This window comes from Streptomyces sporangiiformans, assembly GCF_005768555.2.
In the GTDB taxonomy this organism is placed as follows: domain Bacteria; phylum Actinomycetota; class Actinomycetes; order Streptomycetales; family Streptomycetaceae; genus Streptomyces; species Streptomyces sporangiiformans.
In genome coordinates, this window is sequence record NZ_VCHX02000071.1 from 51,261 (window position 1) to 72,965 (window position 21,705).

General features: G+C 69.7%; 20 protein-coding genes. 12 read left to right on the forward strand and 8 right to left on the reverse strand.

The window, feature by feature from the left end; genetic code table 11:
- Nucleotides 1-8 precede the first annotated feature (8 nt).
- From FGD71_RS07050 to FGD71_RS07080, 7 genes are all read right to left on the reverse strand, one after another.
- Entirely contained in the window at nt 9-1,331 is a 1,323-nt protein-coding gene (locus FGD71_RS07050) for an NAD(P)/FAD-dependent oxidoreductase (RefSeq protein ID WP_119099525.1), read from the reverse strand.
- A gap of 139 nt (nt 1,332-1,470) precedes the next feature.
- Nucleotides 1,471-2,214 carry an ABC transporter ATP-binding protein gene (locus FGD71_RS07055; protein ID WP_240436436.1) on the reverse strand — a complete coding sequence of 248 codons (744 nt, stop codon included), beginning with the start codon at nt 2,212-2,214 and terminating at the stop codon, nt 1,471-1,473.
- On the reverse strand, nt 2,211-3,032 hold the full coding sequence (locus FGD71_RS07060; protein ID WP_119099526.1) for an ABC transporter ATP-binding protein: 822 nt from the start codon (nt 3,030-3,032) through the stop codon (nt 2,211-2,213). Before FGD71_RS07060 ends, FGD71_RS07055 begins: the two co-directional genes overlap by 4 nt.
- Nucleotides 3,029-4,327 (reverse strand): branched-chain amino acid ABC transporter permease, encoded by a 1,299-nt coding sequence (locus FGD71_RS07065; RefSeq protein WP_205571100.1) that lies wholly within the window; start codon nt 4,325-4,327, stop codon nt 3,029-3,031. The genes FGD71_RS07060 and FGD71_RS07065 overlap by 4 nt, the downstream gene beginning before the upstream one ends.
- Before the next feature lie 2 nt (nt 4,328-4,329).
- A complete protein-coding gene (locus FGD71_RS07070; RefSeq protein ID WP_119099527.1) occupies nt 4,330-5,376 on the reverse strand; it encodes a branched-chain amino acid ABC transporter permease in 1,047 nt (348 codons plus the stop codon).
- A gap of 112 nt (nt 5,377-5,488) precedes the next feature.
- The gene (locus tag FGD71_RS07075) at nt 5,489-6,757 is read right to left on the reverse strand and encodes a branched-chain amino acid ABC transporter substrate-binding protein (RefSeq protein WP_119099528.1); all 1,269 of its coding nucleotides are present in this window, start codon (nt 6,755-6,757) and stop codon (nt 5,489-5,491) included.
- A 451-nt stretch (nt 6,758-7,208) separates the two neighbouring features.
- Nucleotides 7,209-8,132: a flavin reductase gene (locus FGD71_RS07080; RefSeq protein ID WP_119099529.1), complete on the reverse strand. Its 924-nt coding sequence runs from the start codon at nt 8,130-8,132 to the stop codon at nt 7,209-7,211.
- Nucleotides 8,133-8,314: 182 nt separating this feature from the next.
- Between FGD71_RS07080 and FGD71_RS07085 the strand changes: the two genes are divergently transcribed.
- The 12 genes from FGD71_RS07085 to FGD71_RS07145 all read left to right on the forward strand — a co-directional run bounded on the left by FGD71_RS07085 (nt 8,315) and on the right by FGD71_RS07145 (nt 20,767).
- Nucleotides 8,315-9,496: an LLM class flavin-dependent oxidoreductase gene (locus FGD71_RS07085; RefSeq protein ID WP_240436437.1), complete on the forward strand. Its 1,182-nt coding sequence runs from the start codon at nt 8,315-8,317 to the stop codon at nt 9,494-9,496.
- The gene (locus FGD71_RS07090; RefSeq protein WP_240436438.1) at nt 9,489-10,106 is read left to right on the forward strand and encodes an amino acid synthesis family protein; all 618 of its coding nucleotides are present in this window, start codon (nt 9,489-9,491) and stop codon (nt 10,104-10,106) included. Before FGD71_RS07085 ends, FGD71_RS07090 begins: the two co-directional genes overlap by 8 nt.
- Complete coding sequence (locus tag FGD71_RS07095; protein WP_119099531.1) at nt 10,103-10,654, forward strand: amino acid synthesis family protein; 552 nt, start codon at nt 10,103-10,105, stop codon at nt 10,652-10,654. The genes FGD71_RS07090 and FGD71_RS07095 overlap by 4 nt, the downstream gene beginning before the upstream one ends.
- 719 nt (nt 10,655-11,373) lie before the next feature.
- Complete coding sequence (locus tag FGD71_RS48505; protein WP_240436439.1) at nt 11,374-12,219, forward strand: alpha/beta fold hydrolase; 846 nt, start codon at nt 11,374-11,376, stop codon at nt 12,217-12,219.
- Entirely contained in the window at nt 12,216-13,703 is a 1,488-nt protein-coding gene (locus FGD71_RS07110) for an aldehyde dehydrogenase (protein WP_119099532.1), read from the forward strand. The genes FGD71_RS48505 and FGD71_RS07110 overlap by 4 nt, the downstream gene beginning before the upstream one ends.
- 68 nt (nt 13,704-13,771) lie before the next feature.
- Complete coding sequence (locus FGD71_RS07115) at nt 13,772-14,473, forward strand: GntR family transcriptional regulator (protein ID WP_240436440.1); 702 nt, start codon at nt 13,772-13,774, stop codon at nt 14,471-14,473.
- A 125-nt stretch (nt 14,474-14,598) separates the two neighbouring features.
- Nucleotides 14,599-15,960, forward strand: coding sequence for a type III glutamate--ammonia ligase (gene glnT / locus FGD71_RS07120; protein WP_244951204.1), 1,362 nt, complete (start codon nt 14,599-14,601; stop codon nt 15,958-15,960).
- Nucleotides 15,961-15,998: 38 nt separating this feature from the next.
- Nucleotides 15,999-16,889: a class II glutamine amidotransferase domain-containing protein gene (locus tag FGD71_RS07125; RefSeq protein ID WP_119099534.1), complete on the forward strand. Its 891-nt coding sequence runs from the start codon at nt 15,999-16,001 to the stop codon at nt 16,887-16,889.
- Nucleotides 16,877-17,566 (forward strand): glutamate synthase, encoded by a 690-nt coding sequence (locus FGD71_RS07130; RefSeq protein ID WP_119099535.1) that lies wholly within the window; start codon nt 16,877-16,879, stop codon nt 17,564-17,566. Before FGD71_RS07125 ends, FGD71_RS07130 begins: the two co-directional genes overlap by 13 nt.
- Before the next feature lie 11 nt (nt 17,567-17,577).
- Nucleotides 17,578-18,897, forward strand: a complete 1,320-nt coding sequence (locus FGD71_RS07135) for an FMN-binding glutamate synthase family protein (RefSeq protein ID WP_119099536.1) — start codon at nt 17,578-17,580, stop codon at nt 18,895-18,897.
- Complete coding sequence (locus FGD71_RS07140; RefSeq protein ID WP_240436441.1) at nt 18,894-20,105, forward strand: FAD-dependent oxidoreductase; 1,212 nt, start codon at nt 18,894-18,896, stop codon at nt 20,103-20,105. Before FGD71_RS07135 ends, FGD71_RS07140 begins: the two co-directional genes overlap by 4 nt.
- Entirely contained in the window at nt 20,102-20,767 is a 666-nt protein-coding gene (locus FGD71_RS07145) for a helix-turn-helix domain-containing protein (protein ID WP_119099537.1), read from the forward strand. The genes FGD71_RS07140 and FGD71_RS07145 overlap by 4 nt, the downstream gene beginning before the upstream one ends.
- Before the next feature lie 15 nt (nt 20,768-20,782).
- On the opposite strand, the gene FGD71_RS07150 is transcribed toward FGD71_RS07145, so the two are convergent.
- Nucleotides 20,783-21,484: a FadR/GntR family transcriptional regulator gene (locus FGD71_RS07150; RefSeq protein ID WP_119099538.1), complete on the reverse strand. Its 702-nt coding sequence runs from the start codon at nt 21,482-21,484 to the stop codon at nt 20,783-20,785.
- Nucleotides 21,485-21,705 lie beyond the last annotated feature (221 nt).

Below are 21,705 nucleotides of genomic sequence, written 5' to 3' on the forward strand. Positions count from 1 at the left end.
TATCGCGTTCACGTGGTCCGCGCGCCGGGCCGCCGGTACCGGGTCACCAATCGGTCCGGCAGGAACGGCCGGACGGCGTCCGGCAGCGCGCCGGCACCCAGGCCCGCGTTCACCATCTCGGTGATGAGCTCCGCGGTGGCGGGGGCCAGGGTGACGCCGAGCATCGCGTGGCCGCTCGCCACGAGGACGTTGTCCCGTCCGGGGAGCGGGCCGACGACCGGCAGGCCGTCGGGGGTCATCGGCCGCGCCCCGGTCCAGGCTCGTGGCGGGGAGGCGGGCGCCCCATCCTTCGGACACCCGCCCTCCAGATAAGCGCCTTCCGGACACCCGCCCTGCGGATACCCACCCTTCAGATACGCGCCGGCGGAGCGCACGATGCCGCGCAGACGATGTGCGTCAACCGTGCCTTCCGCACTGCCGAGTTCCATCGTTCCGGCGAACCGCACCCGTCCGGCGAGCGGGGTGAGCGCCACCCTGGCCTCGCTGAGATAGACGGCGTGCCGCAGCGGCACGGACCCGCTCGTGTCGTCGAACCCGTACCCCTTGCCCGCCCGGATGGGCAGTGGGCAGCCCGCCAGCCGGGACAGCCCGGCCGTCCGCACCCCGGCCGCGAGCAGGAACACCTCGCCCTCGATGTCCTCTCCCCCGGCCACCAACGCCGACACGGCGGAGCCCCGGCTCCTTACGGCGGTCACCGGGCTGTCGTACCGGAAGCGGACGCCGCGTCCGCGGCAGGCGGATTCCAGACCGGCGGCCAGCGACGCGGGGTCGACGTGCCGCTCCTCCGGGTACAGGACCCCGCCCTTTACCTGCTCGCCCAGGGCGGGTTCGAGGTCTCGGACCTCGTCGCCGGAGAGCCCGGGGGGCGATGCGTCCACGGCGTGGTGCCGCATCGCCTCTCGCGTCCGGAAGGCCAGCAGCAGCCCCGCACGGTGATGCTCGAATGCGACGCCGTCGGTTTCGTAGGCATCCAGCAGTTCCGTGGTCCGCGAGTTGAGCGTGGCCAGCGCTTCCGCCCCGTGCTGGAAGTCGCGGGGATTGCAGTACCGGAGCATGCGCAGGAGGAAACGAAGATGTGCGGGGTCGGGGCTCGGCCGGATGTAGAGCGGGCTGTCGTTGCGGAGCATCCAGCGCAGGGCCTGCGACACCATCCCGGGCCCCGGCACCGGCGTCGACAAGGCCGGTGTGATCCACCCCGCGTTGTGCGAGGAGGCCCCCGATCCCGCACGGCCCGCCGCCTCGACGACCGTGACCGCGTGCCCGTCCCCGGCCAGGCGGTACGCCACGGCGAGTCCGATCACCCCGGCCCCGGCAACCACCACACTCGTCACTGCCGCGCCACCTCCGACTTCATGCCTTGTGCCCGTGGTTTCGCACCGTGTCCCCGAGGCAGCGGCACCCCGGGCGCGCAGGCGCGTCACGTCGGACGGACGCGCCCGTGCACCCGGGGTGATTCAGGCGGCCGCTCGCTCATCCTCCGAGGTAGGCCTTGACGATCTCCGGGTCCTCGGCCAGTTCGTCCGCGGGACCGTGGAGTTTCAGGGAGCCGGATTCCAGGACGTAGGCGCGGTCCGCGACATCGAGTGCGGCCAGCGCGTTCTGCTCCACGAGCAGCACCGTGGTGCCCTGCTCGCGGATCCGGACGATCGTTTCGAAGATGACGTCGACGAGCACCGGGGCGAGACCCATGGAGGGCTCGTCGAGCAGGAGCAGTTGCGGCCTCGCCATCATCGCCCGCCCGACGGCGAGCATCTGCTGCTCACCGCCGGACATGGTGCCCGCCTTCTGGTCGAGGCGTTCCCGGAGCCGGGGGAAGAGTTCGAGGATCATCTCCCGGTCCGCGGCGATCGCTTCCTTGTCCTTGCGCAGGAACGCGCCCATGTCGAGATTCTCGTCGACGGTCATCCGGGGGAAGATCCGCCGGCCCTCCGGCGAGTGGGCGATGCCGCGTCGGACGACTTCGTGATCGGGCACGCCGTTGAGCTGCCGGCCCAGGAAGGTCATGGTGCCGCGACGCACCGGCAACAGGCCGGAGATGGCCCGCAGGGTGGTGGACTTGCCCGCGCCGTTCGAGCCGATCAGGGTGACGATCTCGCCGGGGTAGACGGTCAGCGACAGGCCCTTCACCGCGGCGATGTTGCCGTAGTAGACGTGGATCTCGTCGAGTTCGAGCATCGGTTCGCGCGTCTCGATCACGCCGCCTGCGCCGCTCATGTGGTCTTGTCCCTTCCGGACTTGCCGAGATACGCCTCGATGACCCGGGTGTCGGACCTGATGTCGTCCGGGCTGCCTTCGGCGATCTTCTCTCCTCTGTCGAGCACGGTGATCCGGTCGGAGACCTGCATGACGACGCTCATGTCGTGCTCGATGAGCAGGACCGAGAGGTCCTTCTCGTCACGCACCCGGTGGACGAACTGGGTGAACCGGCCGGACTCCTGGGGGTTCATGCCGGCGGTCGGTTCGTCGAGGAGCAGGATGCTCGGCTCGAGCGCGAGTGCCCGTGCGACCTCCAGCCGCCGCTGGTCGCCGTAGGAGAGGTTGCGCGCGTACTCGTTCGCGACCTTGCCGATGCCGACGAACTCCAGCAACTCCCGTGCCATCTCCTGGGCTTTGCGCTCCTCGCGGCGCTGGCGGGGGGTGCGCACGATGGTGTGGAAGGGCCCCGAGTGCAGCTTGGAGTGCATGGCGACCTTGACGTTCTCCTCGGCCGTCATCAGACCGAAGAGCCGGATGTTCTGGAACGTACGGGCCATGCCGAGGGCGGCGATCCGGTGCGGGACGAGGTTGGTGATGTCCGTCTCGCCCAGGACCACCCGACCGCTGGTCGCCCGGTAGAGGCCGGTGAGCACGTTGAAGAACGTCGTCTTGCCCGCCCCGTTGGGCCCGATCAGGCTGACCACCGACTGCCCGGGAATGGTGAAGCTGACGTCGTTGACGGCGACCAGGCCGCCGAACTTCACGGTGATGCGGTCGGCGTGCAGTTTCACCGTCCCCGCGTCCAGCGATGCGTCTGTCTGCGGACTCGTCGTCATACCTTCTCCCCCATTCCCGTTCCCGTTCCCGTTTCGTCGGCGATGACCGGCCCTTCGGCGATGGCGGTCTTGAGCGATGCGCTTTCGTCCAGCTCGGGAGCGGGCGCTTCCATGTCGGCGCCAAGCGACTCCATGTCGGTCCGGCTGGGTTCGTGCAGTACCAGCCGGGTCCGCGACTCCGGCAGGATGCCTTCGCGCCGGAACAGCATCATCAGGACGAGGATGCCGCCGAACAGCAGGAAGTTGTACGAGGGGAAGTTGATGTTCGTCCCGAACTCCTCGTTGAAGGACGACCCGAACTGCGGCAGGCCGGTCGAGTTGACCCAGGCGAGGACGAGAGCTCCCAGCATGACCCCCCAGACGTTGCCCATCCCGCCGAGTACGACCATCGCCAGCAGCGTGATGGAGATCGAGAAGTTAAACCGGTCCGGCAGGACGCCTCCGACATGCGTGGCGAAGGCGACGCCGGCCAGGCCGCCCGCCACCGCGCCGACGGCGTAGGCCGAGAGCTTGGTGCGCATGAGCGGAACGCCCATCATGCTCGCGGCGAGCTCGTCCTCGCGGATGGCCAGCCAGGCGCGGCCCAGCCTGCCGTCGCGCAGTCGCAGCGTGATGAAGACGACGACGGCCGCGATCAGCACGAAGATCAGGTACTTCCACACCAGGTCGAAGGGCCCGAGGCGGGTGGAGCCGATGCCGATCGGGTCGACCGGGGTGATGCCCTTGCTGCCGTTCGTCAGGTTGAAGCCGCCGATGTTGTCGCCGTTGGTGAAGACCTGCGGGATGATCTCGCCGAAGCCGAGCGTCACCAGGGCGAGATAGTCACTCTTCAGGCGGAGCGTGGGCGCGCCGATGATCACACCCCACAACGCGCAGAACCCCGCTCCGATGAGGAGCACCAGCCAGAAGCTGATGTGGATACCCGGAACGGTTGCCGTCGCACCGCCGAAGATATGGATCTTCACCTGGTGGAAGAAGCCGGACATCAACCAGCCCGCGGTGTAGCCGCCCAGTGCCCAGAAGGCAACGAAGCCCAGGTCCAGCAGACCGGCGTAGCCGACCACGATGTTCAGACCGAGGGCGCAGATCACCCAGACGAGCGCCTCGTTGATCGAGGTGAGCGGCAGCCAGTTCCGGAAGAACGTCTGACCGCCGGCGCCGAGGTTCGGGATCACGTAGTAGTACGCAAGGAACACCAGGACCGCTGCCGCGGTGTACCCGAGCGGCCAGCGCATGCGGTGCGGTATGGCCAGGCCCGGCATCCGCCTCGCCCGGCTCGGAACGTCGGACACCATGGCTACACCTTCTCCGTGGACGGTCTGCCGAGCAGGCCTTCGGGCTTGAAGACCATCAGCAGGATGAGGATGGCGAAGACGACGCTCTGGGACCATTTCTGCCCGAAACCGAACGGCAGACCATCGTTGAAGCCCTGGATGAGGCCGATCAGGAGGCCGCCCAGCACAGCGCCGCCGATGTTGCCGATGCCGCCGAGGACCGCGGAGACAAAGGCGATGAGACCCAGCTGGTATCCCAGGTTGTACGCCGTCGTGCCCACGACCTGCTGGTACATGACTCCCGCGGTACCGGCCAGCGCTCCGCCGATCAGGAAGGTGAAGGAGATGGTGCGGTTCACGCTGACGCCCATCAGCCGCGCGGCGTCCTGGTCCTGGGCGACCGCCCGCATGGCCTTGCCCTGCCTGGTGCTGGTGATCACCCAGCGCAGCAGCAGCAGGACCGGCACGGTCACCGCGATGACCACCAGCAGGCTGTAGTCGACCTGGAACTTGCCCACTCCGAAGGAACCTTCGGGAAGAACGCTCGGCCACTGCTTGGGAGTCGAGCCGTTCCATTTCAGACCGACGAACTGCAGGACGAAGCTCATCCCGACCGCGGTGATCAGCGGCGCGAGCTTGGGAGCCCGTCGCAGGCGGCGGTAGGCCACGAATTCGAGCGCCACGTTGATGCCGCCGCAGAAGAGCATGGTGCCGACGATCGTGACGAGCAGGAGCACGATGCCGAGCACACCTGCGTGTTCCTGCCCCATGACGGTCGTCAGCAGGAATCCGCTGAACAGGGCGCCGAGCATGAACAGGTCGCCATGGGCGAAGTTGATCAACTCGATGATGCCGTAGACAAGGGTGTAGCCGAGGGCTATGAGCGCGTAGAGCATGCCGAGGTTGAGCCCGACCATGCCCGCCGAGAAGAACTGTGACGGGGAGTTGATCAGGTTGGCGCCGAGCCAGATGGCGACGCCCAGAAGGATGACGTGCGTGGCGTAGCGCTGGATGACCGCCTTGCGGTCGATCGCGGCCGGCACCGCGGTGCTGGTGGCAGTTGCTGCCATGAAGGTCCTCGCGAGGTCGAATAACGCTGTGGGCTGGGGAAGAGGGCCACAAGCCGGTCCGGGGCGGGCGTCACCTGGATGGGGTGGCGCCCGCCCCGAACCTCAGCTCAGCTCAGCTGACGGGCCACGGCTTCAGGAACTTCTCTTCCTTGTCCTTGAGCTGGAGGACCGAGATGTCACGGACACTGACGTCGCCGGTCTTGGGGGAGATGTCCAGCTTCTTGCCCACGATCGACTTGTCGGCCGGGATGCTGATCCCGCTGCCCGAGAAGACCTGCTCCGTGATGCTCTTCCGGGTGCCGTCGGACTTCTCGATCGCCTGCATGATCACCTGCAGTGCCTCGACCCCGTAGAGGGCGTAGCTGGTCGCCGGGTCGGCACCGTACTTCTTCTTGTAGGCGTCGAGCAGCTTGGCGCCGGGGCCGCCGTCCTCGCGGAGGGTGGTGGCGGTCAGGCCCGCGAACGTGATGTAGGCGCCCTGGGCCTGTGCCAGTCCGTCGAATTCGGGGTAACCGCTGAATCCGTCGGGCGCGATGAGCTTCACCTTGGAATTGTCGCCGAGGACCTTGACCTTGTCCTTGACGAGCTGGCCGCCGTTGTTGTCGAAGATTCCGGCGAGGTACACGCAGTCCGGGTTCGTGGACTTGATGCTGGTGAACAGCGCGGTGTAGTTGGGCTGTTTGACGTCCCACGCCTGGTTGCCGAGCACCTTGATGCCCTGCTTCTTCGCCTCTTCCTCGAAGGCCTTGCCGACGCCCTGCCCGTAGGTCTGGTTGTCATTGAGGATGTAGCACTTCTTGGCGCTGAGATCCTTGGCCGCGAACTGGGCTCCCGCCGCGCCCTGGTAGTCGTCGGTCGCGATGACACGGGCGTAACTGCGCTTGCCGGACGGGAAATACTTCTCCGGCTCTCCCGAGTCCCATGCCTTTGTCAGACCGGGGTTGGTGTTCGCGTGCGACACCATCAGCATGGGGCCCGTCGGGTCCTGGTTCAGAACCGGGGCGATGATCTGCGCACAGCCGGAGTTGTAGGTGCCCATGACCGCGACTTCTTCGGTGTTGCCCACGTGATCCTGCGCGTTCTTGGCACAGGTCGCGTCGTCCCAGGCACCCTTGGCAGCGGTCGAGTCGTCGTACACCTTGAGCTTGACCTTGTACTTGCCGGCCTTGCTCCCTGTCTGGTCCAGGTAGAGCTGCATCGCGTTGACCGTCGCCTCGGAGGCGTCCTTGGACGCGCCCTGAAGCGGCAGGTCCACGCCTATGACGAGCGTGCCGCCGCCGGACGAGCTGTCGTCCGCGCCTCCCGAGGCGTTGCCGCCGCAGGCGCTGACCGCGAGTCCGGCCACCGCGACTGTCGCGAAAATCTTGGCTGTTCTGGACATCCGACTCCTCAATTCCGCAGGTAAGGGAAATCTGAAGCGCTTTTATTACGCTTAAGCACACTGAAATGTTTCGATTACATCTCGAAACTGGATTGTGACGTTTACCCTCGATGTCGAGGAAATGGCATGCCAAGATGGCGACACGGTGGATCGAGCCGCTGGAACGGAGGAATTGACACCGACAGCGGCGAATTCGCTGTATGCAGCAGTCAATACCGGAGGGATACTTTAGGTAACCCGAATAATCGGCGGCTCCCAGCTGCCGTCCGACGATGCCGCCGCCTCGACGCGGCGGCCAACTCGACGGTGATCAGGGCGGGTTGGGCGGCATCGTGAACGCCGCGGGAGACCATGCCCGGGTCGAGGCAGGTGTGGGTGAAGCCGTCGGAGCGACGCTGCCGCACAGCCACGAGGTTCCGTCCGGAGCGAGATGTCGGCCGACCGGCGGATCTCACCACGGCAGGGGTGCGGTGTGGGAGATGTCGAAGAACCCGCCGCCGCCATAGACCAGTGGGGCCCGGTCCTCGTGGCGGGCGGAGACCACCCGGCCGGTGAAAACGGTATGACTGCCGGCCTCCAGCCGCTCCCCGATCTCCACCTCCAGCTGGGCGCACGACCCGTCGATCAGCGGCGCACCGAAGCCTCCCGGGGTCCAGGCCAGTCCGGCGAACTTGTCGTCCGCCTTGGAGGCGAAGATCCTGGCGACGTCCAGCTGGTCGGCGGCGAGGATGTTGATGCCGAGATGGCTCGCCCGGTGCAGGGCCGGGTGGGTCGCCGAGCTGCGCTGGACACAGACCAGCACCATCGGCGGGTCCAGCGAGATGCTGGAGAAGGCGTTGACGGCCAGCCCCTTCGGCGCGCCGTCGTCGTCCGTGGTCACCACCGTCACACCGGTGATGAACTTGCGGTGCACTCCACGGACGAGGTCGGGGTCCACGGCCGCCTGCACGGTGGTCGTGATGACGCCGAGCGCCTCCAACAACTGGCGGGAGTCGAAGGTCACCCACTCCTCGGCCACCTTGGGCCCGTCGAAGCGGGCGAAGGTGGCACCTGCCACCTGCACCGGCTTCCCGGTGGGCGGCACACCGAGGAAAGCGCCGGTGTGGTGGCCGGTGGAGCGCCACCGGATGGCCAGTCGGTCGCCGTCCCCGCCCTCGACGATCTCGTCGATCTCGGTCCGCAGATCGGGAAACGCCAGGCGGACGGCACGGACCGAGTCCTTGAACTGCTCGCGGTCCTGCGGCGCGGCGGCAGGTCCGCGGCGTCGTACGTAGGACGGGCTGAGCAGTTCGTCGAGCGCCTCGACCCGACCCTGGTCCCAGGCCGCCTGCCAGGCGGAGCGGATGTGCGTCGCCCGGTCCAGGGTTTCCGCCATCGGCTGCTCCCTCACTCATGCCTTGTATGGCAGGGGACAGTAAGGAAAGCACCCATCGGTGTCAATCCTTGGAACACAGACACCTGGAAAGATCTGGAGAGTTATTAACTGTGCAGGTCAGCTTTTGTTTCACCGTCATTAATGCTTGACGCCCCGGAACCGGCATCCTAGCCTCGGCTGCCATGGCACAGCGCGAGCTGGAAATACGGGAAGGACGCCGTATGCGGTTCTCGATATTCCACAACCTCGGAGCGCCCGGACGGCTCGGCGAGTACGCCCAAGTCATGGAAGAGGCCCGGGAGTTCGCGCTCGCCGCGGAACAGGCCGGATTCTGGTCCACCTGGTACACCGAGCACCACTTCGGGCACGAAGCGTTCGAAATCACCCCGAACCCGGTCCTCATGGGCGCCGACATCGCCGCCCGCACGGAACGCATCCGCATCGGCCAGGGCGCGAGCATCGCCACCTTCTGGCATCCACTGCGGCTCGCCGAGGACATCGCCCTGCTCGACCAGCTCTCCGGTGGCCGCGTCGAAGTCGGCCTCGGCCGGGGTCTGTACGGACGCGAGGCACTCAACCTGAACGCGCTGGCCGACCCGCGCGACCAGGAGCGCAACCGCGCGCTGTACGACGAGACGGTGGAGATCCTGCGCAAGGCCTGGAGCGGCGAGTTCTTCTCGCACAAGGGCCTCTTCTACGAGTTCCCCGCCCCCGGCGTGCGGTGGAACCACCCCCTCTCGCCCGCCACCGCCGACTACACCGAAGCCGGCGTCATCACGAAGATGCAGGTCACGCCTTTCCCTCTGCAGCGCCCGCACCCACCGCTGTGGCAGGTCATCGACAGCCCCCGCTCGATCCGGGCGGCTGCCGCGGACGGTGTCCAGGGCATGTTCTGGCTGCCCCCGGTCTCCGCGCTCAGGGACCGATTCGAGCTGTACCGGAGCACGGCGAGCGAGGCCTCGGGGCGTGAGTACGCGCTCGGCGAGGGCATCGGCCTCGTACGGGACGTCTACGTCGCCGACACCATGGAGCAGGCGCGGGCCGACTTCGAGGAGTCGCTGATGACCACGTACCGGTGGATCATGCACTGGCGCGGGCTCGGCAACCTGATGGAGGCGGGCGAGGAGCTGACCGACGCGCACGAGCTGTCCTTCGACTTCCTGCGGTCGCGCAATCTGCTGGTGGGCACGCCGGAGTACGTCGCCGAGAAGGTCGCCGAGCTGCGGGACGAGGTCGGTCTCGAGCACCTGCTGCTGTGGACCACCCACCCGGGCCTTCCGCACCGCAAGGCGATGCGCAGCCTGGAGCTGTTCGCCGAGAAGATCATGCCGCGGTTCGTCACCGGCGGAGGCGCCGGTGCCTGACGTGCGCAAGGTGTCGGCGCCTGAGGTCCGCAAGGTGGTCACCGTCACCGATGAGGTGCTGCTGGAGCTCGGCCGCCCGGTCGCGGTGCCGGTACGCCGGATCGCCGCGGCGGCGGTGATCCGCAATCCGTGGGCCGGGCTCGGTGTCGTGGCGGACCTGCAGCATGAGGTCGAGCGGATCGCACCCGGGCTGGCCCGGCTGCTCGCGGATCGGGTCATCGGGGCGCTGGGCGGGATCGACCGGGTCGAAGCCTTCGGCAAGGCGGCGATCGTCGGGCTGGACGGGGAGATCGAGCACGGCGGCGCGCTGATCCACACCCCGTTCTTCGGCAATGTGTTCCGCGAGTTGGTCGAGGGCACCTCGATCATCGTCTTCAGCGACGACCGGCTGCCGGCCGGGGAGCCGCTGACCGTACCGCTGTGGCACAAGACGGCGGCGGCCACCCGCTCGCACTACCAGACCGCGCACATCCGCGTCCCCGACGCGCCCCGGCCGGACGAGATCGTCCTCGTCGCGGCGGGCGCGTCCGGCCCTCGCCCGAACGCCCGGATCGGCGACCGCGCCACCGACCCCGTCGTCCGCCTCGCCGATCTGGAGACCGCGCCATGAAGGTACGCAAGATCATCACCTACACCGAGGACGTCCATACCGAGGGCGGCCGCCCGGTCGATCCGCCGGCCCGTACGGCGGTCGTGCTCGCGATCATCGAGAACCCGTGGGCCGGGCAGGGCTATGTGCAGGACCTGCTGCCCGGCATCGACGAAGTCGCCCCGAAACTGGGCGAGTTGCTGGCTCCGAGGGTGGTCGAGGCGCTCGGCGCCCCAGTCGAGGCGTACGGGAAGGCCGCGATCGTGGGCCTGGACGGGGAGATCGAGCACGGCTCCGGGCTGATCCACACGCTCAAGTTCGGCGACTTCTTCCGCAAGGCGGCGAACGCCACCACCCTGCTTCCGGCGGTGGAAAAGCGGGCGGCGGCGGGCACCGTCTTCGACATCCCGCTCAAGCACGTCACCGACGCCACGATCCGCTCGCACCACCAGAGCATCGAGGTCCGGGTCCCGGACGGACCGCGCCACGACGAGATCGTGATCGGCCTCGCCGCAGCGGCCCAGGGCCGACCACAGGCCCGACTGGCCCCACTGTCGAGCGAGCAGTGAGCGACGCGGCGACGACGGCGACGACGGGAACGCCGGCACCGAGCGCGGCAGGGCCGGGGCCGGGCGCGGCAAGGCCGACACCGGCTGCGGCGCCCGAACCAGTCGCGGCAGCACCGGAGCCAGGCGCGGCGCGGCCGGCATCGGCTGCGGCGCACGGACCAGGCACGGCAGCACCGGAACCGGACGCGGCAACCTCGCCCCACACACCGCCAAGCCCGGCCGACCCCACTACCGAGCAAGCAATGAGCGACGCAACCACGACGGCGACGACGGGAACGCCGGCACCGAGCGCGGCAGGGCCGGGGCCGGGCGCGGCAAGGCCGACACCGGCTGCGGCGCCCGAACCAGTCGCGGCAGCACCGGAGCCAGGCGCGGCGCGGCCGGCATCGGCTGCGGCGCACGGACCAATCGCGGCAGCACCAGAGCCGGGCACAGCACCGGAACCGGGCGCGGCAACCTCGCCCCACGCACCACCAGCCCCGGCTGGCCCCACTACCGAGCGAGCAGTGAGCGACGCGGCGACGACGGCGACGGCGGGAGCGTCGGCACCGAGCGCGGCAGGGCCGAGGCCGGTGGCGGCGCACGGACCAGGCACGGCAGCACCAGAGCCGGGCACAACACCGGAACCGGGCGCGTTTGCGGTGTCCGGCACGGTGCGCGGCTCGCGGCCCGATTCGGTGCTCGCTCCCCGTCCCGGGTTCGGCGGCCCTCTCGGCGCCGTGTCGCACCAGCCGCCTGTTCGGCAGGCAACGGCCCACAGCCCTCTGGCCGAGGCCGCCACGACGTGGCGCCCGCGGCAGGTGTCCCTCGCCCACGAAGTCCACGGCGAGGGACCCGATCTTGTGCTGCTGCACGGTGTCGGGCTCGACCGAGGGTTGTGGGGGCCGTGCCTTGCGGCGTTGGCGGCGCGGCACCGTGTGCTGCTGGTCGATCTGCGCGGACATGGCGCTTCCCCGGCAGCGGCAGCCGGCCTCACCCTTGGCGAACTGGCCGAGGATGTAGCCGCGTTGCTGGAGGGCCCCACGCATGTGGTCGGATTCTCCCTCGGCGCGCTGGTGGCCCAGCAACTCGCCTTGACCCGGCCGGAGTCGGTCGCCTCGCTCACCCTCGTCAGCTCGGTGGCCGACCGTTCCGCCGAGGAGCGGTCGGCGGTCGCCGGCCGCAGACGACGGGCCGCCGAGGACTTCGAGGCCTCGGCACGGGCGACCGTCGAGCGGTGGTTCGCACCGGAGTGGCGGGTCCGGGAACCCTCGCGGGCCGAGGCGGTGCTGGGCACGCTGCTGGCCACCGACCGCACCTCGTACCTCGCCTGCTACGACGTCTTCGCGACAGCCGACGCCGCGCTCTGGCCGCGACTGCCCCGCATCTTTGCCCCCACCCTGGCCATCACCGGCGCCGACGACCCGGGCTCCACCCCGGAGATGACCCGGCGGCTCGCCGGGCAGATCCCCGGTGCCCGCGCGACGGTCCTGCCGGGAGCGCGCCATCTGCTGCCGCTGGAACGCCCAGGGGACCTGACGAGGGCGATCCTGCAGCACACCGGACCACAGGAGAGTCCCGAATGACCCAACTCCCCCGCCACCAGCACTTCATCGCCGGCGAGTGGACCGAGCCCGCCGAGGGCGAGTACTTCGAGAGCCTCAACCCGACCACCGCTCAACCCTTGTACGCGGCAGCGCACGGCACCGCCGAGGATGTCGAGCGTGCGGTCGCTGCCGCCCGTACCGCGTTCGAGGACCCGCGCTGGCGTGACCTGAGCCAGACCCGGCGCGGCCGCCTGCTGCGCAACCTGGGCGACCTGATCGGCGAGCACGCCGAGGAACTGGCCCGTACCGAGACGCTCGACAACGGCAAGCTGCTGCGCGAGATGCGCGCCCAACTGGCCGGGCTGCCCGAGTACTTCTACTACTACGCCGGACTCGCCGACAAGATCCACGGCGAGGTGATCCCGGGTACGAGCCGGGAACTGCTCAACTACACGCTGCGCGAACCGGTCGGCGTCGTCGGGGCCATCACTCCGTGGAACTCCCCGCTCCTCCTCACCGCCACCAAGCTCGCCCCGGCTCTCGCCGCCGGGAACACCGTGGTCGTCAAGCCCTCGGAACACACCTCGGCCTCGCTGCTGGCGCTCGCCCCGCTCTTCGACGAGGCCGGTTTCCCGCCCGGCGTCGTCAATGTGGTCACGGGATTCGGCGCCACAGCCGGCGCACCGCTGACCGAGCACCCCGGCGTGGCCAAGGTGACCTTCACCGGATCCACCGAGACCGGCCGCCGGATCGCCCGTGTCTGCGCCGACCGCTTCGTCCGCTGCACCCTCGAACTCGGCGGCAAATCACCGAACATGGTCTTCCCGGACGCCGACCTCGGCTCGGCGGCCATGGGCGTCATCGCCGGAATCTTCGCGGCGGCCGGCCAGACCTGCGTGGCCGGCAGCCGGGTTCTGGTCCATCGCGAGGTGTACGACGAGATCCTGGACCGTGTCACCGCCCGTGCGGCGACGATCCGGATCGGCGATCCGCTGGAGGACACCACCGAGTTGGGACCGCTGGCCATCGCGTCGCAGCTGGAGAAGGTCGAGTCGTACGTGGAACTCGGGCTGGCCGAGGGCGGCACGATCGCCTGCGGCGGCATCCGGCCGAAGACGGAGCTGGGCGGATACTTCTTCTCCCCGACCGTCTTCACCGGCACCGACAACTCGATGCGGATCTGCCAGGAGGAGATCTTCGGTCCGGTCGCGACAGTGATGCCGTTCGCCTCCGAGGACGAAGCGGTCGCGCTCGCCAACGACACGTCGTACGGCCTCGCGGCGGGCGTCTGGACCCGGGACCTGAACCGGGCCCACCGCATGGCGTCCCGGCTGGAGGCGGGCACGGTGTGGGTCAACACCTATCGCTCGATGTCACCGATGTCGCCCCGGGCAGGGTTCAAGAACAGCGGGGCGGGCACCGAGCAGGGCACCGAGGTCATCCGCGAATACACACGGCTGAAGAGCGTGTGGGTCAACACCAGCGAGGAGCCGGCCGGAGACCCGTTCATCCTCAAGTCCTGAGGGAGCTTCGCATGGCAGTCGTACGCCGTGAGCCGGGGTTTGGTGACGGAACACGAGGCTCACACCTGGTGTCAGGCACCACGCAAGAGCCCACGTCGAAGCGGTCGAAGCGGCTGGGCCAGACCAGCATGCAGGCCCAGGTCGCCGAGGAACTCCGCCGGATGATCATCAGCGGCGAGCTGGAACCCCGCTCCAGCCTGTCCGAGATGGCCCTGTCCGAGACCTTCGGAGTAAGTCGCACGCCCATCCGCGAGGCTCTCAAACAGCTGCAGATCGAGGGGCTCGTGGAGATCCGGCCGCGGGTCGGGACCTTCGTCGCGGTGCCGTCCCGGCGGGATCTGACCGAGATGTTCCAGATGAAGGAACTGCTGGAGGGCGCCGCCGCCCGGCTGCTCGCCCTCCGGGGCACCGTGCCCGAACTGGACCTGCTGCAGACCAACATGCGCGCCGCGGACGAGGCCGCCCGGGACGGTGACACCGACCGGTTCGCGGAGCTGGTCTTCGAGTTCCACAGTCTGATCGTCACCGGGGCCGACAACGGCAAGCTGGAAGCCCACTACCGCACGCTGATGAACCAGCTCGCGTACACCCGACTGGTGCGTGCCTCCTTGTCCCGCCCCGGCCGCCTCATGGCATCGGACAACGAGCACCGCCGCGTGGTCGACCTCATCCTCGCCAAGGACGGCGACGGTGCCGAGCGCGTGATGCGCGAGCACGTACGGCTCAGCCAACAGGCGCTGATGGCGGGGATCGACGATAGGCAGCGCTGAGCGAGAGGCGGACCCGCGAGGCCGACCCGGTTAACAGAACGGCAACAGAAGGGACATGCTCTATGTGTTTCCTGACGTGAGACTTATTGTCACGACAGTGAACGCATCCACCCCGGGGAGAGCCCGTGTCCGTTCCGCCGATGTCCACTCCGCCCGCGTCGGGCACCCAGTCACTCGCCGCGCTCGCCAAGGCGGACGGAGTCCGGTTCCTGCTCGCCACCTTCACCACGCTGACCGGCAAGCCCTGCGCCAAGCTCGTGCCCGTCGAGGCGGCGGACGCACTGGAGGGGGAGGGAGTGGGCTTCGCGGGATACGCCGCCGGGGCCATGGGCCAACTGCCGTGCGACCCCGACGTGATGGCGCTCCCGGACGTGGCCTCGTACGTCCCGCTCACCTTCGTCCGCCCCGGCCTGGGGATGGTGCACTGCGACCCCCACGTCGAGGGCCGCCCGTATGCCTTCGCGCCCCGCGTGATCCTCCGGACGCTCGCCGAGAAGGCGGCGGCCGAGGGCACGCGGCTGGTCAGCGGAGCCGAGGTGGAGTACTTCCTGGTGCAACGGGGGGCCGATGGTGCGCTCACCACGGCCGACCGGCTCGATGACGCCGCCCAACCCTGTTACGACGCCCGCGGGCTGACCCGGATGTACGACCACCTCACCGCAGTCTCCGAGGCGATGGTGCGGCTGGGCTGGGGTCCGTACGCGAGCGACCACGAGGACGGCAACGGGCAGTTCGAGCAGAACTTCCATCACGCGGACGCGCTGACCACCGCCGACCGCGTGGTCACCCTGCGGTACATCGTGCAGGTCCTCGCCGAACAGCGCGGGATGACCGCCACGTTCATGCCGAAACCGTTCACCGACCGCACCGGCAGCGGGCTGCACATGCACCTGTCCCTGTGGGACGGCGAGCGTGCGCTGTTCCCGGCGGGCGACGGCAGCCCCGCGGATCGGTACGGCATGGGGTTCAGCCCCGAGGCGTACCACTTCAGCGCCGGACTGCTGGCCCACGCCCCGGCGCTGCACGCGCTCATCGCGCCCACCGTCAACTCCTACAAGCGCACCGGCGCCACCACGACCGCCTCCGGCGCCACCTGGGCGCCGCGCACGGCGAGCTGGGGCGGCAACGACCGTACGCATTTCCTGCGTGTGCCGGACCCGCACCGGGTCGAGATGCGCGGCGGGGACGGTGCGGCGAACTCCTACCTCGCGGCGGCCGGTGCGCTCGGCGCGGGCCTGGACGGGGTGCGCCGCAGGCTCGACCCCGGTCGGCCGGGACTCGGCGAGGACGGTCTTCGGCTGCCGCGCACCCTGCTCGACGCGGTGCACGCGCTGGAGGGGGACGACATCGTCCGCGGAGTGCTCGACGCCGTCGACGCGAAGGCCGGAGTCAGCGACTACTACGCGGAGTTGAAGCGCGAGGAGTTCTACAGCTGGCACAACACCGTGTCCCCCTGGGAGATCGACCGCTATCTCACCGCCGTCTGACACCGCCCTGTTCTCTTGGCTGTTTGGAGGTCATGCCCATGTGCGGCATCGCAGGACTCCAGGTGCGCGATCCCTCGCTGGAGCCCAGGCTCGGCGAACTGCTCACCGGAATGCTTCACCAGGCCGCCGAGCGCGGTCCCGACTCGGCCGGTGTCGCACTGTACGGCGATGCGCGCCTCACTCCGCCCGGCCACTCGGCGGTGAGCCTGCTCGCGCCGGGCGACGCGTCCGCCTCCGAGATCGCCGCCCGGATCGGCGGGGACACGGCCGCCGTCACCGTCAGCCAGTCCACCGTCGTCCACTCCCCCACCCTCGCCGTCGCCGATCTGGAGAAGGCCGTACGCGCCGCCTTCCCGCAGGCCGTCATCACCGGACGCGGCACCGGCCTGGCCGTCCTGAAGGGCGTCGGCCACCCGGACGTGCTCGCCGAGGAGTTCGACCTGCGCGCGGCGACCGGACGGCAGGGCATCGCCCACACCCGCATGGCCACGGAGTCCGCGGTCACCCCGGAGGGAGCCCACCCGTTCTCCGTCGACGAGAACGTCTGCCTCGTGCACAACGGCTCGTTCGCCAACCACGCCACCATCCGGCGCGAACTGCGCGCCGAGGGCATCGAGTTCGACAGCGAGAACGACTCCGAGGTCGGTGCCCGTTTCGTGGCCGCCCAGCTCGCCGCCGGGCACGATCTGGAGAAGGCGCTGAAGCTGCTGTGCGAGCGCTTCGACGGCTTCTACACGCTGCTGGTGACCACGGGGGACACATTCGCCGTCGTCCGGGACGCCATCGCCTGCAAGCCCGCTGTCGTCGCCGAGACCGACGCGTGGGTGGCGATGGCGTCCGAGTACCGCTACTTCGCCCATCTGCCGGGCATCGAGTCCGCCCGCGTCTTTGAGCCCGAGCCCGAGGAGGTCTACACGTGGCAGCGCTGACGACGACTGTGGCCGACCTGTCCCAGCAGTCCGTGCGAGACCTCAACTCAGCACTTCACCAGGCGAGTTCGGGGACGTCGTGGAGCGTCACCCACCCCGACGGCGCCCACAACCTCGCCGTCGGCCTCACCGCCGCGCTGGACGTCGTCATCGACGGCCCGGCGGGCTACTACTGCGCCGGCATGAACCAGCGCGCCACCGTCACCGTCCACGGCAACGTCGGCCCGGGCGTCGCCGAGAACATGATGTCCGGCACGGTGCGGGTGCGCGGCAGCGCGTCCCAGTCCGCCGGTGCCACCGCCCACGGCGGCCTGCTGGTCATCGAGGGCAACGCCTCCGCCCGCTGCGGGATCTCCATGAAGGGCGTGGACATCGTCGTGGGCGGCAATGTCGGGCACATGAGCGCCTTCATGGGGCAGTCCGGGCGCCTGGTGGTGTGCGGCGATGCGGGCGACGCCCTCGGCGACTCCCTCTACGAGGCCCGCCTCTACGTCCAGGGCAAGGTCAAGTCCCTCGGCGCGGACTGCGTGGAGAAGGAGATGCGGGACGAACACCTCGCCGAACTGGCCGAGTTGCTGAAGTCGGCCGACCGCGACGACGACCCGGCCGGCTTCCGGCGCTACGGCTCCGCCCGAGAGCTGTACCACTTCAAGGTCGACAACTCGAGTTCGTACTAAGGGAGTTCGCCATGGAACCCGTATCCCACGGCCTGCGCGAGTCCGCGACCTTCGACCGCGCCACCATCCACGCCATCCAGCGCGCCGCCGAGACCGGAATCTATGACATCCGCGGCTGGGGCGCGAAACGCAAGGTCCCGCACTTCGACGATGTGCTGTTCCTCGGCGCGTCCATGTCCCGCTACCCGCTGGAGGGTTACCGCGAGCGCTGTGACACCGACATCGTGCTCGGCGACCGCAACGCCACATATCCCCTGCGCCTCAAGACCCCGGTCACGATCGCGGGCATGAGCTTCGGTGCCCTGTCCGCGCAGGCGAAGGAAGCCCTCGGCCGGGGCGCGTCCGAGGCCGGTACCTCCACCACCACCGGCGACGGCGGCATGACCCCCGAGGAGCGCGGCCAGTCCAAGCACCTCGTCTACCAGTACCTGCCGTCCCGCTACGGCATGAACCCCGACGACCTGCGCAAGGCCGACGCCATCGAGGTCGTCCTCGGACAGGGCGCCAAGCCGGGCGGCGGCGGCATGCTCCTCGGTCAGAAGATCACCGAGCGGGTCGCCGCCATGCGCACCCTGCCGCGCGGCATCGACCAGCGCAGCGCCTGCCGCCACCCCGACTGGACCGGCCCGGACGACCTCGAAATCAAGATCCGCGAACTGCGCGAGATCACCGACTGGGAGAAGCCGGTCTACGTCAAGATCGGCGCTACGCGCACGTACTACGACGTGAAGCTCGCCGTCCAGGCAGGGGCGGACGTCGTGGTCCTGGACGGAATGCAGGGCGGCACGGCCGCCACCCAGGACGTGTTCATCGAGCACGTCGGCATCCCGACGCTGGCCGCACTCCCCCAAGCCGTGCAGGCGCTGCAGGAGTTGGGGGTGCACCGGCGGGTCCAGCTCATCGTCTCCGGCGGCATCCGCGGCGGCGCGGACCTGGCGAAGGCCATGGCGCTGGGGGCGGACGCGGTGGCCATCGGCACGGCCGCGCTCATCGCGCTGGGCGACAACCACCCCAAGTACGACGCCGAGTACCGCCAACTCGGCTCGGCCGCCGGGTACTACGACGACTACCAGGACGGCCGCGACCCGGCGGGCATCTCCACCCAGGACCCGTCGCTCTCCGCCCGGCTCGACCCCGTCGAGGGCGGCCGGCGCCTCGCCAACTTCATCCGGGTGATGACCATGGAGGCGCAGACCATCGCCCGCGCCTGCGGCAAGGCCCACCTCCAGCACCTGGAGCCCGAGGACCTGGTCGCCCTCACCATTGAGGCGGCCGCCATGGCCCGGGTCCCGCTCGCGGGTACGAACTGGGTGCCGGGGGCCGGGTTGTGAGCCCCGTAACTGCGGAGTTCGACCTGGCGGTGGTCGGTGCGGGACTGATGGGGGCGGCCACCGCGTGGGCCGCCACCCGGCGCGGGCTGTCCGTGGCGGTCCTGGAGCAGTTCGGCGCCGGGCACGACCGGGGCAGTTCGCACGGCAGCGCCCGTATCGTCCGGCGCGCCTATCCGGACCCGGTGTACCTCCGGATGACCGGCCGCGCGATGGAGCTGTGGCGCGAGCTGGAGACCGACGCGGGCACGCGGCTGCTACGCACCGTCGGCGGCATCGACCACGGCCCACTGCGCGACCCGGAGCGCCTCGCGGACGCCCTCGCGACAGCCGCCGTGCCGCATGAACTGCTGCCGCCCGAGGAGGCGGCACTGCGCTGGCCGGGGCTGCGCTTCGACGGTCCGGTCCTGTTCCACCGCGAGGCGGGCACGGTCGACGCGGCCGGAGCCGTGGCCGCCTTCCTGGAACGGGCCGGTGTACGCGAGGCGGACATCCGGTACCACACCGCCGTACGCCGCATCGTCCCGCTCGGTGAACTCGGTACGTCCGGTGCGTCCGGTGCGTCCGGTGCGTCCGGTGCGTCCGGTGCGGAGGCGGTGCGGCTGGAGACGGCGGAGGGCGCGACGCTCACCGCGCGCCGGGCCGTCTTCGCCGCCGGGGCCTGGGCGGCCGACCTGCTGGGCGGCCTCGTACCCCTGCCCGAACTGACCGTCAGCCAGCAGCAGATCTTCCACTTCCCGCGCCGCGACCCGGTGGCAGATCCCTGGCCGGTCGTCGTCCACAAGGACGCCCTCAACACGTACAGCCTCCCGGGCGGGCGGGACGGCGGGCCGCACGACGGCCGCAAGATCGCCGAGCACAACGCCGGCGGCCCCACCACCGCGGGCACCCGCGACGGGAGGGTCGACCCGGCCGCGCGCGACCGCATCACCGCCTACGTACGGGACTGGCTGCCCGGCCTGGTGCCGGAGCCCTTCAACGAGGCCACATGTCTGTACACCTCCACGGCGAACGACGACTTCGTCCTCGACCGCTTCGGCCCGCTGGTCGTCTGTTCGCCCTGCTCCGGGCACGGCGCCAAGTTCGCGCCGCTCATCGGGGAGATGGCCACGGACTTGGCCCTGGGCGGGGCGCCGCCCGAGCCGCGCTTCACGTTGGCCGCCCACCTGGCCCAGGTGGGACGCACCGTCGCGGCACAATGGCCCGTATGACGCCTGACCCGGACACCCCCGTGTTCCCCGACCGCTCCGTCGACCTGCCGGAGCGCGAGGTCGACCCCCTTGAGGCGGCGCGGAAGCTGGAGCTCGAAGTCGTCATCGGCCGCCAGGTGCGGGAGTACCGTACGGCCGCGGGCCTTTCGGTGGCCGAGATGGCGGCTCGGGTCGGGATCTCCAAAGCGATGCTCTCCAAGATCGAGAACGCTCAGACCTCGTGCAGCCTCACCACGCTCGGCCGGCTCGCCACCGGTCTCGGGGTGCCGGTCACCGCGCTGTTCCGCGGGGTGGACGCCGACCGCGAGGCGGTCTTCGTCCCGGCCGGGCAGGGCGCCCGTATCGTCCGCCGCGGCAGCCGGGTCGGCCACCTCTACGAGCTCCTCGGCGCCCTGCGCGGCCCGCACAAGCGCATGGAGGCCGTCCTGGTCACCCTCACCGAGCAGAGCGAGGTCTTTCCCCTCTTCCAGCACCCGGGCACCGAGCTGCTCTACATGCTGGAGGGCGAGATGATCTACGGGCACGGCGAGGCCAGTTACACCATGCGCCCCGGGGACGCCCTCCAACTCGACGGTGAGGGCGCGCACGGGCCACAGGAACTGGTGGAACTCCCGATCCGCTTCCTGTCCGTCACCTCGTACGGCGACCACATCCCTGGCTGAGCGCCCCGTTCAGCGTCAGCTCGGGCTGTCGTCCTCGCCCACGGGAGGCATGAAGGCGCGCAGCCATCGCTCGGTCTGGGCGACATGGGCCTGTGCAGCGCCGGCGGCGGCGACGGGGTCCCGGTCGGCGATGGCCGTGGCCAGCACCCGATGATCCTCATCGCTCTTGCGGCGCAGCTCTGGGCCCTCGGGGAGGGTGAAGACCTGGTACTTGCGGGAGCGGGCGCGGAAGACCGACAGCAGAGACGCCAGAGTGGGATTGCCGCCGATCCGGGCGATCTCCGAGTGGAACCGGTGGTCGAGCTCGGAGGCCTGGGCAGGGTCGTCGGTAGCCTCCATGGCCTCGATGAGCGAGAAGAGCGTCCCTACCGTCTCCGGTGTGCAACGTGCCGCGGCCTGGGCGGCGACATGGGCCTCCAGCACGCGCCGGATCTCGTAGACCTCCAACAGACCGGTGAGCGGCAGGAGTTCGAGGGTCAGCGAGAGGCTGCCGATGACGTCCTCCGGCCTGAGCTGGGAGACGTACGTGCCGGAGCCGTGGCGCGGCTCGATCACGCCCAGGGCGGCGAGCATGCGCACGGCTTCGCGCAACGACCCCCGCGAGACGCCCAGTTCCTCGCAGAGGTCCGCCTCGGGCGGAATCCGCTCGCCCGCGCCGAGGCGCCCGGTGGCGATCATGTGCCGTAGGCCGTGGAACGCCTTGTCGACTGCGGACATCGGTCTCCTCCCCTGACGGGCCGGCAGCACAGCCAGGACCCTCGGGCACTGTACCGAGGCAAGTCATCAGATGTCTTCCGGGCGCAGGCCACGAGTCATCTGATGACTTTCCCTTGATGCACCCTTGTGGAGCCAATATCACCGTGCCAGGATGCCGAGTCATCATACGTCTCTTGGGGCGAGATCTGATGCCCCACAGGCGCTCGGGCCCGGCTGAAGTG

What these genes read in the sequence shown, in the direction of transcription:
- FGD71_RS07055 (WP_240436436.1), bottom strand. Translation starts at nt 2,214, where the DNA reads ATGAGCGGCGCAGGCGGCGTGATCGAGACGCGCGAACCGATGCTCGAA.
- FGD71_RS07060 (WP_119099526.1), bottom strand. Translation starts at nt 3,032, where the DNA reads ATGACGACGAGTCCGCAGACAGACGCATCGCTGGACGCGGGGACGGTG.
- FGD71_RS07065 (WP_205571100.1), bottom strand. Translation starts at nt 4,327, where the DNA reads ATGGTGTCCGACGTTCCGAGCCGGGCGAGGCGGATGCCGGGCCTGGCC.
- FGD71_RS07070 (WP_119099527.1), bottom strand. Translation starts at nt 5,376, where the DNA reads ATGGCAGCAACTGCCACCAGCACCGCGGTGCCGGCCGCGATCGACCGC.
- FGD71_RS07075 (WP_119099528.1), bottom strand. Translation starts at nt 6,757, where the DNA reads ATGTCCAGAACAGCCAAGATTTTCGCGACAGTCGCGGTGGCCGGACTC.
- FGD71_RS07080 (WP_119099529.1), bottom strand. Translation starts at nt 8,132, where the DNA reads ATGGCGGAAACCCTGGACCGGGCGACGCACATCCGCTCCGCCTGGCAG.
- FGD71_RS07085 (WP_240436437.1), top strand. Translation starts at nt 8,315, where the DNA reads ATGGCACAGCGCGAGCTGGAAATACGGGAAGGACGCCGTATGCGGTTC.
- FGD71_RS07095 (WP_119099531.1), top strand. Translation starts at nt 10,103, where the DNA reads ATGAAGGTACGCAAGATCATCACCTACACCGAGGACGTCCATACCGAG.
- FGD71_RS07110 (WP_119099532.1), top strand. Translation starts at nt 12,216, where the DNA reads ATGACCCAACTCCCCCGCCACCAGCACTTCATCGCCGGCGAGTGGACC.
- FGD71_RS07125 (WP_119099534.1), top strand. Translation starts at nt 15,999, where the DNA reads ATGTGCGGCATCGCAGGACTCCAGGTGCGCGATCCCTCGCTGGAGCCC.
- FGD71_RS07135 (WP_119099536.1), top strand. Translation starts at nt 17,578, where the DNA reads ATGGAACCCGTATCCCACGGCCTGCGCGAGTCCGCGACCTTCGACCGC.
- FGD71_RS07145 (WP_119099537.1), top strand. Translation starts at nt 20,102, where the DNA reads ATGACGCCTGACCCGGACACCCCCGTGTTCCCCGACCGCTCCGTCGAC.
- FGD71_RS07150 (WP_119099538.1), bottom strand. Translation starts at nt 21,484, where the DNA reads ATGTCCGCAGTCGACAAGGCGTTCCACGGCCTACGGCACATGATCGCC.